This is a genomic window from Psychromonas marina (assembly GCF_030161115.1).
Taxonomy (GTDB): domain Bacteria; phylum Pseudomonadota; class Gammaproteobacteria; order Enterobacterales; family Psychromonadaceae; genus Psychromonas; species Psychromonas marina.
Genome location: NZ_BSPQ01000001.1, coordinates 325,483 through 339,918 on the forward strand (window position 1 = coordinate 325,483; position 14,436 = coordinate 339,918).

13 protein-coding genes are annotated in these 14,436 nt (G+C 39.7%); 5 read left to right on the forward strand and 8 right to left on the reverse strand.

From position 1 onward, the window contains the following. Positions 1-196 precede the first annotated feature (196 nt). On the forward strand, positions 197-2,002 hold the full coding sequence (secD, locus tag QQK09_RS01600) for a protein translocase subunit SecD (protein WP_284202349.1): 1,806 nt from the start codon (positions 197-199) through the stop codon (positions 2,000-2,002). Positions 2,003-2,011: 9 nt separating this feature from the next. Continuing rightward, complete coding sequence (gene secF, locus QQK09_RS01605) at positions 2,012-2,923, forward strand: protein translocase subunit SecF (RefSeq protein ID WP_284202354.1); 912 nt, start codon at positions 2,012-2,014, stop codon at positions 2,921-2,923. Positions 2,924-2,980: 57 nt separating this feature from the next. Here the strand turns inward: secF and QQK09_RS01610 are convergent, their stop codons facing one another. After that, on the reverse strand, positions 2,981-4,177 hold the full coding sequence (locus QQK09_RS01610; RefSeq protein WP_284202355.1) for a potassium/proton antiporter: 1,197 nt from the start codon (positions 4,175-4,177) through the stop codon (positions 2,981-2,983). A gap of 336 nt (positions 4,178-4,513) precedes the next feature. On the opposite strand from QQK09_RS01610, the gene QQK09_RS01615 reads away from it, so the two are divergent. After that, entirely contained in the window at positions 4,514-5,797 is a 1,284-nt protein-coding gene (locus QQK09_RS01615; RefSeq protein WP_284202356.1) for a cation:proton antiporter, read from the forward strand. Between the two features lie 132 nt (positions 5,798-5,929). Here the strand turns inward: QQK09_RS01615 and rpsO are convergent, their stop codons facing one another. The 4 genes from rpsO to QQK09_RS01635 all read right to left on the reverse strand — a co-directional run bounded on the left by rpsO (position 5,930) and on the right by QQK09_RS01635 (position 9,027). Further along, positions 5,930-6,199 carry a 30S ribosomal protein S15 gene (rpsO, locus tag QQK09_RS01620; protein WP_284202357.1) on the reverse strand — a complete coding sequence of 90 codons (270 nt, stop codon included), beginning with the start codon at positions 6,197-6,199 and terminating at the stop codon, positions 5,930-5,932. Between the two features lie 147 nt (positions 6,200-6,346). Further along, entirely contained in the window at positions 6,347-7,150 is an 804-nt protein-coding gene (locus tag QQK09_RS01625) for an ABC transporter ATP-binding protein (RefSeq protein ID WP_284202358.1), read from the reverse strand. Then, complete coding sequence (locus tag QQK09_RS01630; RefSeq protein WP_284202359.1) at positions 7,147-8,052, reverse strand: ABC transporter permease; 906 nt, start codon at positions 8,050-8,052, stop codon at positions 7,147-7,149. Before QQK09_RS01630 ends, QQK09_RS01625 begins: the two co-directional genes overlap by 4 nt. Positions 8,053-8,067: 15 nt before the next feature. Continuing rightward, the gene (locus QQK09_RS01635) at positions 8,068-9,027 is read right to left on the reverse strand and encodes an ABC transporter substrate-binding protein (protein WP_284202361.1); all 960 of its coding nucleotides are present in this window, start codon (positions 9,025-9,027) and stop codon (positions 8,068-8,070) included. A gap of 801 nt (positions 9,028-9,828) precedes the next feature. On the opposite strand from QQK09_RS01635, the gene QQK09_RS01640 reads away from it, so the two are divergent. After that, on the forward strand, positions 9,829-11,133 hold the full coding sequence (locus tag QQK09_RS01640; protein ID WP_284202363.1) for a serine/threonine transporter: 1,305 nt from the start codon (positions 9,829-9,831) through the stop codon (positions 11,131-11,133). Positions 11,134-11,230: 97 nt separating this feature from the next. After that, positions 11,231-12,598 carry an L-serine ammonia-lyase gene (locus tag QQK09_RS01645; RefSeq protein ID WP_284202364.1) on the forward strand — a complete coding sequence of 456 codons (1,368 nt, stop codon included), beginning with the start codon at positions 11,231-11,233 and terminating at the stop codon, positions 12,596-12,598. Positions 12,599-12,675: 77 nt separating this feature from the next. Here the strand turns inward: QQK09_RS01645 and QQK09_RS01650 are convergent, their stop codons facing one another. The 3 genes from QQK09_RS01650 to rbfA form a co-directional block, all read right to left on the reverse strand. After that, complete coding sequence (locus QQK09_RS01650) at positions 12,676-12,885, reverse strand: hypothetical protein (RefSeq protein ID WP_284202365.1); 210 nt, start codon at positions 12,883-12,885, stop codon at positions 12,676-12,678. A gap of 147 nt (positions 12,886-13,032) precedes the next feature. Continuing rightward, the gene (truB, locus tag QQK09_RS01655; protein WP_284202367.1) at positions 13,033-13,965 is read right to left on the reverse strand and encodes a tRNA pseudouridine(55) synthase TruB; all 933 of its coding nucleotides are present in this window, start codon (positions 13,963-13,965) and stop codon (positions 13,033-13,035) included. Continuing rightward, a complete protein-coding gene (gene rbfA, locus QQK09_RS01660) occupies positions 13,965-14,390 on the reverse strand; it encodes a 30S ribosome-binding factor RbfA (protein WP_284202369.1) in 426 nt (141 codons plus the stop codon). The genes truB and rbfA overlap by 1 nt, the downstream gene beginning before the upstream one ends. Between the last annotated feature and the right edge of the window lie 46 nt (positions 14,391-14,436).

The window sequence follows — 14,436 nt, forward strand, 5'->3', positions numbered from 1 at the left end:
TTTTGGGTAAGTACTTTACTTAAAACCCGTAGCAATATTATAAATTTATCGTTCTAACACCACTTTATGGGGTTCGTTTACGCTGAAATTTCTATGATGGAAAATATACATTCATCTATTCAGCATCAATCGTTACTCCGTGGCTAATAATTTTATTTTACTACATGCATTCATTGTTATGCATGTTGAGGTTCCTATGAAACAACCACATAAAACGATTAATCGTTACTCTAAATGGCAATATATAGTGATTATTTTCACGCTTGTCATTCTTGGCTTAAATGCTTTACCTAACTGGTTTGGTGAGAAAGCAGCACTGCATATACAAAGTAATTCAAATGACGCCGTCATGCTTAGTAGCACCACTATTTTTAACCAGCTATCTGAACGCGGTATTGGTGTTGAACTGATTGAACAAAAACGCAATCAAAACATCGTATTACTTGAAGATGAAAGCCAACAGCAAAATGCTCGCGATATCTTAGATTCTTTATTAGGCGATGATTACAGTGTGGCAATGGCAATGGAATCAGCAAGCCCAAGTTGGTTAAAAAAGGTGGGTGCTAAGCCCGTTAAATTAGGGTTAGATTTACGTGGCGGCGTACAATTTGTCATGGCTGTTGATACCGATGCAGCCATTGCTGAGCGAGAGGTGAAAATAAAAGAGGATCTCAGCCAGTTACTACGTGAATATAAAGCTCGTGGTGCACGTATTGGCACCCTGCAAGATGGTTCAACTGTATTACGTTACCCAGCACGAGTGGATCAACAAATTATTGAAGTGATGGCTGAACTCACCACGCTTTACCCTGAGCTATCGCAAACAAAAAATAGTGCTAGAGAGATCATCATCAGCACCAATGACCAATTCGCTCAAACCTACCATCAAGAGTTAATGCGTCAGAATATTACGACTATGCGCGATAGAATTGAAGCGCTTGGTATCACTGAAGCTGTCGTACAACGACAAGGTAATAACTTCATACGTATTGAACTGCCTGGTGTACAAGACCCTTCACAAGCAAGACGTATTATTGGCGCAACCGCTTCGCTAGACTTCCATCAACTGCAAGCACAAGGTGGCAGTTTATATAAAAGTAATTCTGGTGAAATGGTACGCCTCAATAACTCACCTATCTTATCTGGCACACATATCACTGATGCACGATCTCAGTTTGGAGAGATGGGCCTACCAGAAGTGTTTATTACTTTAGATAGCGCTGGCGGTAAATTAATGTCGGACTTTACAAAAGATAATATCGGTAAACCGATGGCAACACTGTATTCCGAATATCAACAAAATGAGCAAGGTGAATTAGAGAAAAATAGCAAAGTCATTAGCGTTGCAACAATACAAGCACACCTTGGTTCGCGATTTACAATTAGTGGCATGGAAAGTGTACAAGCAACACAAGATTTAGCCATGTTACTTAAATCAGGTAGTTTAACAGCACCCGTTACGATTGTTGAAGAGCGTACACTTGGGCCCTCACTTGGCGAGCAAAACATTAACAATGGCATGGCGGCAATCATGCTAGGTTTAAGCATGATGTTAGTGTTTATGGCACTTTGGTATCGTAAATTAGGCTTAATCGCCAATGTTGCATTGATTCTAAATGTGGTTTGTTTACTCGGTTTATTATCATTGGTACCAGGCGCGGTTTTAACCCTACCAGGCATTGCAGGTTTTGTATTAACGATTGGTATGGCCATTGATACCAACGTGCTTATTTTTGAGCGTATTAAAGAGGAACTCAAACGAGGAAAAAGCACCGCGCTTGCCATTCATCATGGCTATAAAAATGCATTAAGTACCATTATGGATGCCAATATCACTTCGCTGATTATTGCCCTCATTTTATTTTCCGTCGGTTATGGCCCTATAAAAGGCTTTGCTATTACTCTAGGCTTTGGGATCTTAAGCAGTATGTTTACAGGTATCTATGTCTCGCGCGCTTTAGTGAATACGTTTATCACTAAATTACCTGAATTAAAGAAGTAGGAGAAACTTATGAAAACAACTAAAACAGGCTTTACCTTAGCGCGCTATATCGGCTTTTATAGCTCATTAGTCATTATTTTATTTTCACTACTAACTATCCAATTTAAAGGGTTTAATTTCGCGGTCGACTTCACCGGGGGCGTTATTACCGAGATACAAACTGATCAACCAGTCAGCGAAACGCAATTACAAACAGCCTTGAGCGAAGTGATAGACACTCCTTTTTCATTAATTAATGTAGGCAGTGATTTACAATGGTCAATACGCCAAGGCATTGATAGCGAAAAGATGCCTGAAACCTCATTGCTAATGGGCAATCTCGATGCCGACTTTTCCGTTGAAGTATTAAGCGCGAGTGTTATCGGACCGCAAGTCGGTGATGAGCTTTTTGAAGCAGGCGCATTAGCAATCATCGCATCATTAATCGCGATGTTACTGTACCTATCATTGCGATTCGAATGGCGCTTAGCAAGTGGCTCTGTTGCCGCACTGTTTCATGACATTATTATTGTGTTAGGTATTTTCTCTTTATTACAAATCGAATTTGACCTAACCGTATTAGCTGCATTACTTGCGGTGATTGGTTATTCATTGAATGATTCGATTGTTATATCCGATAGGATTCGAGAGATGCTCAGAACAAAAATGAAAGGAAGCTTAAATGAGATAATTAACAGTGCTATTTTATCAACTTTAACACGTACTTTAATTACATCAGGTACAACATTAGGCACTGTATCTGCTATTTGGTTATTAGCAGGGCAACCTTTAGAAGGTTTCTCTATTGCCCTCTTCACCGGTATTTTAGTAGGTACATTTTCATCGGTCTGTATTTCGGCAACAGTACCGGAATTGTTAAGCCTCAAGAGAGAACATTATCAACGCCCTGAAGAGGTAAAAGAAGTTGAAAACTACCGCTAACACAAATGGTTAGCACTTCAAGCCAGACATATTCCTGTCTGGCTTTTTATTACCTTATTACTTATCGTCTTTCACTAAACCTAGTTTCTTCGCTAGTGGCTCAATCGCGCCACCTTGTAATAGCACCGAAAATAACACCACAAAGAACACCATGTGTATCATCTCTACAGAGCCTTCAATACCAGCGGTAGCGGGGATCAATGCAAACACGATCGGTGTTGCGCCTTTTAACCCAATCGATGAGATAAACAAGCGTTTCTTCCACGTTGCTTTTGTAAAAGGCAAATAACAAATTTGTACAGCGAGTGGTCTTGCAATAAAAATAAGCAGCAGCGCAGGGATGACTGAGATCCAAAATACCTGCATTAAGTTTTGTGGGAAAATTTGCAAACCAATCAAAATAAACATCAATGACTGCGCTAACCAAGCAAGACCATTGAAAAAGTGTTTATTTACTTCGCAACCACGTACCAGTTGATTACCGATCACCACACCCGCGATATATACCGCCACTAATACATTGCCACCAATGACCTCAGTGCCATAAACAGTGATAGTGAAACACGCTAAAATAAACACGGGAATTAAACCGTATTCTTCTAATTTAATATGATTAAGCGCTATTACGCATAATTTACCTAAAACAAAGCCAACAATCGCACCAAATAAAATCTGCTGAGCTAATAAAACACTAATACTAGAAATGGTAGGGGCAAGACCAGTGCTGCTCACGAGAATATCAGTCAGCATAACCACCATTAACAGTGCCACAGGGTCGTTCGTCGCCGATTCAAACTCTAAAACGGTATCCGTATTTTCTTTTAGTTTTAGTTTTTTTGATTCTAAGATAGAAAAAACAGCAGCGGCATCTGTCGATGAAACAACCGCAGCAAAAAGCAGGCAGGTTAAATAATTAAAATCTAATAAATAATATAAGATCACAGAGAAGAATAGCGTCGTTAATAACACCCCTGCACTGGATAAAGTACCGCCCTCTTTCCAAGCTAATTTAATGCTCTTAGTGGATGTATTTAACCCCCCAACAAAGACAATGACATTTAACGCCATGCCACCAATAAAAGAGGTTAATTGTAAATTATCGTAAACAAAATCAAACTCGCCATTACCAAAAACCAAACCGACACACATAAAAATAATTAACGACGGGATACCGACTGTTTTCGAGGGATGGTGTAATAAGATACCAATAGCCACTAAGCTAGCAACCCCGATCATTATCATTTCAAAAGACATACTTTCTCCGTTTTAAGGTTTATATTAGTAAGTTTAGAGTAGATTTCAGCGTTACTTTAGATCTGCAATGAATGATTCAGAATGCAGGCAACAATGACCTCATATTATACTAAATAATGACTTAAGTTATTCATGTAATTATGAAAAAAATCAACAACAAGGTGACAAAAATAATACTTTTAAAAGCGGAAATGCTCAAAAAATAAATTCAGTAATTTCCTTAAAAACAGTAAAGTATAACCATACGCTTTTTTAACCTTAGCAATTAATACCAAAATGGCGTAATTAACTATACTTAGCCTCCAGTTAGCCCTATTTCTAAAAGATGAGATTACTATGACAGTCTATGCAACGCTTTGCTTTCTTGGTGCCGCAGCAATATTGATCGCCTTTTTAAATACTAAAATAGGTAAGATGCAAAATACGATTGCTATCACGGCAGGCTCATTAATCTTATCCCTTATTATTGTAATTGCAGGTAAAAATGGCTTTACCGCATTAGAAACACATGCGGCCGAGCAACTTGTAAAAATAGACTTTAATAGCTTTCTCTTAGATGGCATTTTAGGCTTTCTATTATTCGCTGGCGGATTAAATATTAAGATCAGTAATATTAAAGATCAGAAATGGGAAATCACCGTATTAGCGCTTGGGGCGACACTTTTTTCAACGTTTTTTATCGGTTATGTCCTATTTTATAGTTGCCAGCTTTTAGGTTTTCAATTCGACCTTATTTATTGTCTTCTTTTTGGTGCCCTCATCTCTCCAACGGATCCGATCGCGGTATTAGCCATAGTAAAAAAACTCAATGCACCAAAACGCATCTCTACACAAATAGAGGGTGAATCCCTATTTAATGATGGCTTTGGCTTAGTTATTTTTATTACTTTGTATAGCATTGCTTTTTCTGGTGGAGATGTCTCGGTAGCCAGCGTGAGTGGTGTTTTTTTACATGAGGCGATTGGCGGTATTGTTTATGGTTTGGTTTTAGGCGTACTGTTTCATTTCCTGATCCGCGCAGCCAACGACCACTCGATGGAACTTTTATTAACTATCGGTATCCCAACCGCAGGTTATGTATTGGCGGGTACACTCGGTGTATCCGGTCCTTTGGCGATGGTTGTATCGGGGATTATGATCGGTAACTGGACACGCATAAAAGGCTTTTCAGATGAAGGTAAGGTTTTACTTGATGGATTTTGGGAGTTGGTGGATGAATTTTTAAACGGCATTCTCTTTCTATTAATTGGCCTGAGTATGTTGCAATACAGCTTTCATCAAGAGGATTGGATATTGATGGTGATTGCGATTCCAATTGTATTAATTGCACGTTACTTAAGCATTAAGCTTTCCTACGTAGGATTTCAACGATTTCGTCAATATAACCCCTACTCGGTATCAATTTTAACCTGGGGTGGTTTACGAGGCGGACTTGCATTAGCGATGGCGATGGTTATTCCTGCCGGCGTCATGGTGATTCCTGATAAGCAGATCGATGTGCGCGAGATCATTCTGGTGATGACCTATTCGGTGGTATTTTTCTCTATCTTGATACAGGGTTCGAGCATCGTGCCATTAATTAATAAAGCCAAAGCTTGGCAAGAGAAACAAGACAGCTGAGGGCTAGAGGCTGTTGTTAGTGGTTAGCCGTTTGTTGAAAGCTTGAAAGCTGATCGCTTGATAGCATTTCCCAAACTCCAGATACAAAAAAAGAGCCATAAGGCTCTTTTCATTAACAAGGTTAAGTCGAAATTAACGACGTAGACCTAGTTCTGCGATAAGTGCTGTGTAAGCAACAACGTCTTTACGCTTAAGGTAATCAAGTAATTTACGACGCTGAGCAACCATGCGTAATAGACCACGACGGCTGTGGTGATCATGGATGTGCTCTTTGAAGTGACCTTGAAGGTGGTTGATTTGAGCTGTGTACAAAGCAACTTGTACTTCAGATGAACCAGTATCGCCTTCTGCGCGACCAAATTTTGCTACAATTTCAGCTTTCTGTTCTGCACTTAGTGACATAACATACTCCGATATTTTGTGGTTATGTGAATAACCTATTTAAATTATTATCGCCGATCACTAATTCAGCGATAAAGTGAACGGCGAATTTTACGGCGTATTAATTAATTAATCAATACTTATTCACGTTAATTTCGCCGCTATTAATTAACTGCCTAAAAGCAATTTATCATCGTCAAGCTCTTCACCGTCATTACGCGCCTGTGCAAACAAATTAAGTAGATCTTTCACTTCATAATTAGCACGCTCTTTACCTTCTAAATCAAAGATAATCTTGCCTTCATGCAACATCACAGTGCGAGAACCATGATCTAATGCTTGGCGCATAGAGTGCGTCACCATCATTACCGTCAATTGCTTTTCGGCAATGATTTGTGATGATATATCCATGATTAACGCGGCGGTTTTAGGATCTAGTGCGGCAGTATGCTCATCCAATAACAAAATACTGCTTGGCTGTAGTGCTGACATTAACAAACTGACCGACTGACGTTGACCACCGGATAAAAGCCCCATCTCACTGTCTAAACGGTCTTCAAGGCCGAGGTTAAGACGACTTAATTGTTCTTTAAAGATTGCGCGTAGCTTATTGTTAAGTGCAAAAGAGAGCGTCCCTCTTTTACCTCGCCCATAAGCAAGCGACATATTCTCTTCAACGGTTAAATCGCCGCAAGTACCCGCTAGAGGATCTTGAAAAACACGAGCGATATCTTTCGTGCGGCCTGTTGCTGGCAACTTCGTCACATTACGATCACCAAAGAAAATATCACCTCTGGTGGTTCTTATATCTCCGGCAATGGTATTAAGTAGTGTCGATTTACCCGCACCATTGGAGCCAATAACAGTGACAAACTCGCCCGAAGGAATAGTTAGATCGACGCCCCTTAATGCCAACTTCTCTGTTGGTAACCCATGGTTAAAAGTAACGTGTAAATTATTACAACGAATCATCCATTATTCCTCTCTGCTTGTTTGGCTTTCCACTCACTACGTAGTTTAGGGAAGACCAATGCAAGTGCCACTAAAACAGCGGTGATCAAGTTTAAATCTGACGCTTTAAAGCCTAAGAAGTCAGCATTTAGTGCTAATGAAACAGCAACACGATATAAGATAGAGCCAACAATACAACTTAATACGATGACCCACATCGAGCGACTCGCAAACAATGATTGACCGATAATCACCGCAGCTAAACCAACAACAATGGTACCGATACCCATGGTTGAATCTGCAAAACCATTGGTTTGAGCAAACAATGCTCCCGCTAAGCCAACTAAACCATTAGATAGCGCTAAACCAACGTAGACCTTCTCAGTCACGACGATACCATTTGCTTGTGCCATACGTTTGTTTGAACCAACGGCACGCATCGCTAAGCCATATTGGGTATTTAAAAACCAAGCAACCAATAACGCAGCTAGCACCGCACAAATTGCAACAAATATGACTTTCATATACATATCAGGAATACCAAAAATTCCTTCAAAAGGCGTTAATATTGTTGGTTCCATAATTAAAGCGACATTGGGTTTACCCATGACACGTAAATTAATCGTATACAGTGCCGTCATAGTTAATATACTGGCGAGCAAGTGGAGAATATTAAAGCGTAGGTTTAACCATGCGGTAAGCAAACCAGCACAAGATGCAGCTAACGTCCCTAACAAGGTTGCTAAAAAAACATTTTGTCCCGCAACGATCAATGTTGCAGTAACAGCGGCACCCAAGGTGAAACTGCCATCAACCGTTAAATCGGGAAAGTCTAAAATACGGAAAGTGATATAGACACCTATGGCAACTAAGCCATAGATGAATCCTATTTCTAACGTTCCTAAAAAAGCAAAAACAGACATAGTGATAACTACTTATTATTTAATGACTTTAGTGGCACGTGCAAGTACCGCTTCTGGTACAGTTACACCCATTCGCGCAGCCATTTTAGTATTAACAAATAAGTCAGTACCTTCAGCCATTTTCACATCGATCATACCTGGTTTTTCACCTTTTAAGATACGTATAACGAGATCACCTGTTTGACGGCCTAAATCACCATAGTCGTAACCAACCGCGGCAACTGCGCCACGCTCAACAGAGCCTGTATCTGCAGCAAAAACGGGGGTTTGTGAATCAATGCCCACTTTTACAACCGACTCAAATGCACTGATAATAGTATTATCCGTTGGACAGTAAATCGCATCGACTTTACCAATCAATTGTTTAGTTGCAATCATTACGTCGGATGACTTAGGTGCTGCTGACTCAATAATTTCAATGCCCATTTCCGATGCAGCTGCTTTTAATGCCGTAACAATAGAAACAGAGTTAGCTTCACCCGGATTATAAGGGACGCCCACTGATTTTAGGTTTGGTAAAAACTCTTTAATTAGCGCGAGATGTTGCTTGACGTTAACCATGTCTGATAAACCAGTCACATTACTACCAGGCTTGGTTAAACTTGGTACTAATTTAGCGCCAACGGGGTCTGTTACAGCAGAGAATACAACCGGGATATTTTTACTTGCACTCACTGCGGCTTGAGCCGAAGGCGTTGCAATAGCGACAATCACATCGGGTTCATCACCGACCATTTTACGCGCAATTTGTGCAGCGATAGCGGGTTGTCCCTGTGCACTTTCGTAGGTGAATTTAAGGTTTTCATCGGTATAACCATTTTCATTTAACACCGCCTTGATGCCATCACGAACAGCATCTAACGCAGGATGTTCAACTATCGCAGTGGTTGCGACATAAACGGTTTTAGCTTGTAAGCTAGAACATAATAAAAGTGTTGATAATGCTGCTGCTTTATAGATTGAATTTAATTTCATTTTGTAATCCCTTAATAATGAATTTATTTTTACCTCTATCGGATAATGCTCATAATCACTGCTCATCACCGATAAAGCCGTTCACTTTAAGATAACCTTAACAACTATGATGTGCAAAGCAAAAATATCATTGTTTAGATGTATTCCTGATAACTTTGTTACACAACAAATATTATCTAATAAGCAAATATTCAGTATTCTTATTGACGATAAAAAGGATAAATAGATTTATTTAAGGTCAATGTTAATGCGCTATCAAGAGGACTATTATCAGTTCTCTTGCACTTAACGATTTGTTAGAAAACACGCCCCTCTCCACCCTATACAGTGAAAGACCCCACCCACAAAAAACAACAAAACATCACAGGCAAAAATTTGTGACGCAAAAATAAAAGAAAATAATTTCTTTTATTTATTTATGAAACGATAAACGTTTTTTACTTCAATTTATCACACAAGGTAAAATGGTTTTACCAGAAAACAACACTAAAAACCCCTTCAACTACCGAAAATACTCACTTCAACAAAATACAACTGGTATAAGATTAAACCAAACCAACTTCAAAAAGACTAACAACGTGATGCATCGCTCATTTTTAATCAGTAAAGCCGTAAACGACAAAAACACCAATAAAAATCATATACACAGAGAAATGAATACGTTTAAATGGCGCCGTCAAAATGACACGACAGCTTTACTCTTTAGTACGAACGGAATTGAATTAGAGGTGAATACAACTCACAAACACCTCTGAGAAGTAATGAATACTTTAAACGGAGGCAATGTTTAAGGTATTTATGATGAACGAACAAACAGCAATAACCCCTGAGTTAAATGCAGGCGCTACCAATACTCCCCAAACTGAAAAACTCGATATAAATCGCTGGAACAAACAAGATACAACTTGGATGTTAAGCCTCTTTGGTACCGCTGTTGGTGCTGGTATTCTTTTCTTACCGATTAATGCAGGATTAGGTGGTTTTTGGCCTTTAGTTGTCATGGCACTCGTAGTTGGCCCAATGATCTACTGGGCACATCGTAACCTTTCACGTTTCGTTTTATCTTCAAACAACCCAAATTCCGATATCACAGATGTCGTTGAAGAACATTTTGGTACAGGCGCAGGGAAATTAATTACCTTACTTTATTTCTTTGCTATCTACCCGATCGTACTTATCTACGGTGTCAGCATCACTAATACTGTCGATAGCTTTATGGTTCACCAATTAGGTATGGAATCTCCTGCACGCTGGTTACTATCAATCATCCTGATTGTGGGTATGATGTCGGTGATGCTTAGTGGTGAAAAATTAATGCTTAAGATCACTCAGTTCTTAGTATACCCACTCGTATTTATCCTCTTTGGTATGTCTTTATTCCTTATCCCTGACTGGAACCTTTCAGCCGTCAGCCAAGTGCCAAGCGCTGTTGATTTCACAACAACACTTTGGTTAACGATCCCAGTACTTGTGTTTTCATTTAACCATTCTCCTGCTGTAAGTAGCTTTGCAACTAAGCAGCGTGAGCAGTATGGTGACCGCGCAGTTGAAAAGTCAGATGCTATTTTAAAACGTACTTCAGCAATGTTATTAGGCTTTGTAATGTTCTTCGTATTTTCTGTTGTACTTAGCCTTACACCAGACATGTTAGCAGACGCTAAAGCTCAAAACTTACCAGTACTTTCTTACCTTGCAAACGTGCATGGTAGCCCACTTATTGCTTACTTCGGCCCTATTGTTGCTTTTGTTGCGATTATCTCTTCATTCTTTGGACACTACTTAGGTGCACGTGAGGGTATGAACGGAATCATTCTTAAACAAGCAAAATCAATGGGCAAAGAAATTAGCCTTAAAGCTGTGAATCGTTTCACTATTGGCTTTATGTTCACAACACTTTGGTTGGTTTCAGTACTAAACCCCGGCGTATTAGGCATGATTGAAAATCTAGGCGGACCAATTATCGCTACGATTTTATTCTTAATGCCAATGTATGCAATCAAGCGTGTACCTGCGATGGCAAAATACCAAGGTACAATTGCTAATATCTTTATCACATGCATGGGTTTTGTCGCTATCTCTGCAATCTTTTTTAAATTGGCCGTTTAACGAGTCATTAAACGGGAGAGTGATGATGAACTCTCCCGCTATCCCCCCTATCAACTCACCCCGTTAAAAGTTAGTTGTTATTACAAGGTAATAAATTATGTACAGCGTCTTCGATATTTTCAAGATTGGTATTGGCCCGTCTAGTTCTCACACATTAGGTCCTATGAAAGCAGCAAAACAATTTATTGATGCGCTACAACAGGAAGTAAAACTGACCAATATCACTGCCGTCAGTGTCGATATTCATGGTTCCTTATCATTAACTGGTAAAGGCCATAATACAGATTTAGCGATTATTTTAGGCCTTGCAGGGTTTGAGCCTGAGCATGTGGATTTAGATATCATCTCTGATTTTATTAAAGCGGTTGAAACAACCGAAACACTCGCACTTGATTTAGATAACCATACTATTGCTTTCCCTCGTGGTACAATTAATTTCATTAATGAAGCACTACCATTACATGAAAATGGGTTAGTGCTACATGCCTTTGTTGACGATAAAGAAATATTCTCACAGACCTATTACTCGACGGGTGGCGGTTTTATTGTAGAAGAGAGTCATTTTTACGATCAACAATCCAGTCAAGAAAATGTTCCTTATGCATTTAACAGCGCCAAAGAACTCCTTAAGCATTGCAGCGATAACAACATCACTATCAGTTCATTAATGATGAAGAATGAGCTTACACGCCATAATAAAGCACATATTGATGAACGTTTTGAAAAAATATGGAAAACAATGGTGGAAGGTATTGAGCGTGGTTGTGCAACAGATGGGCTTTTAGCAGGTCCGTTACGCGTCCCTCGCCGTGCTCCAGCACTAAACAGACAGCTTGCCATTAATAACAATATGCTCGCAGATCCCATGATATTGATTGATTGGGTAAACATGTTTGCGCTGGCCGTTAGCGAAGAAAATGCCGCCGGTGGACGTGTTGTTACCGCGCCAACCAATGGTGCAGCAGGTATTATCCCAGCAGTACTTGCATACTATGATAAATTCGTAGCAAAAGTAGAAGCCGACCAATATAGTCGCTTCTTTTTAACTGCCTCTGCGGTAGGTGGACTGTTTAAGGGCAATGCCTCTATATCAGGTGCAGAAGTAGGTTGTCAGGGTGAAATAGGTGTTTCATGTTCAATGGCAGCTGCTGGCTTAACTGAAATTATGGGCGGGACACCGGACCAAGTTACAGAAGCAGCAGAAATTGCAATGGAGCATCACCTTGGATTAACCTGCGACCCTGTAGCAGGACAAGTGCAAGTACCTTGTATTGAACGTAATGCTATTTCTGCAATGAAAGCGATTAATGCTTCACGTATGGCAATGCGTCGACAATCTGTATCTTGTGTTTCACTCGATAAAGTGATTGAAACGATGTATGAAACTGGCAAAGATATGAACGCAAAATACCGCGAAACATCACAAGGTGGATTGGCAATAAAGATTGCTTATACTTGCACTTAGAACAGAAATTGAAATGACAAAAAAGCCCGATTAACATCTCGGTTAATCGGGCTTTTTATTATAGAAACACACCCTATCTAAGCTTCTACTTCTAAACCTATTTGGGTACAACCTTTTTCACACTTCACACCGTTTTCACCTTCACTAGAAACACATAGTTGTAACGGTTGCTTACAGGTGGCGCAAAAAACAGTTTGCCCCTTACCAATCTTTTTAATCATATTCTTCTGCTCATTAAAAGATTTAGCAGAAGATTTGTTAATAGAAGAGAAATCAAGTTTAGTCATAATAGAGTCTTAAATTAGCTTTAAAGATATTGGATCAATAATGGCTTTTCAGGGCTAGACAAGCATTAAAGCGAAAGCACGGTCCTAGGTTTCCCAAGTAAGTACTTTCAACGCAGAGGCTTGACTAAATAGCGACAATCTGAAAAATCATAGGTTAACGAGGCGTTTCGGTGCAATAAGACCATCATCATTCATCTGCCCCATACCGATAAAGGTACGTGCATCACCGACGGTAATACGCACTAGCGTATCATCAGGAGCACCAAATACTTGCACCGGTTGACCATGCAGCATGTAATCACCCATCTCATCACTGATATTAACTTCTGGGTAGTTTTTTACCGCAGTGTCCATATCAAGCAAAAGTGGATCTAACAAATCATAAGGGCTGATCTCTTGCTCATTAGCTTGATCTATTAATGCGTTTAATTGCTCAAGCGTTACCATACGATCATAAGGGTAATCAGCAACCTGAGTACGACGCAACATAGAAACATGCGCACCACAGCCAAGTAATTCACCTAAATCGTCAGTAATAGTACGGATATAAGTACCTTTACTAACATGGATATCTAAATCAACTTCATCACCTTCAAAGCGTAATTGATTGATTTCATAAACAGTGATTGGGCGAGCAGGACGATCGATGGTGATACCTGCACGCGCATATTTATACAGAGGTTTTCCTTCAAATTTCAATGCTGAATACATTGAAGGAACTTGCATAATATCGCCACGGAATGTATCTAGCGCCACATCGAGTTGTTCCTGTGTGACAGAAACCGGCTTTTCACAAACCACTTCACCTTGCGAATCACTAGTATCAGTGCGTACGCCTAGTTTTGCAGTAACGATATAACGCTTATCTGAATCCAATAAGAACTGTGAAAACTTTGTCGCTTCACCTAAACAGATTGGTAACATGCCCGTTGCAAGTGGATCAAGCGCACCAGTATGGCCCGCTTTATTTGCAAAAAAGATGCGTTTCACACGTTGCAATGCATGGTTAGAGCTAATATCTGTAGGTTTATCTAATAAGACAACCCCATTAATGCTACGACCTTTACCACGCCTTGCCATTATGCTTTTTCCTCTTGCTCGCTTGACTCTTCTTCTTCATCAACACGACCAGATTCTACGATCTTCACTTTATCATTTTTAACTGCACCACTAACAAGCTCAGAAATACGTAGACCTTCTGTTAGGGTTTCGTCAAAACAAAAACGTACTTCAGGCACGATACGTAAACGCATTGCTTTACCTAATAAACGACGAATGTAACCTGCAGCAGAGTTTAAACCCTCTAGAGATTCTTCGTTAGTTTGGTCGCCAATTGTTAAGAACGTTACGAATACTTTTGCGTAAGCTAAATCACGTGTGATATCAACACCAGAGATAGTAACCATGCCGATGCGTGGGTCTTTAACTTCTTGCTGTAAGATGCGTGCAAGTTCTTTTTGAACCTGTTGCGATACACGTGAGGTACGGCTGTAATCATTCGCCATTATTTACTCCTAGATCAATTGCTTGATCATTATTCTTTATAAACAA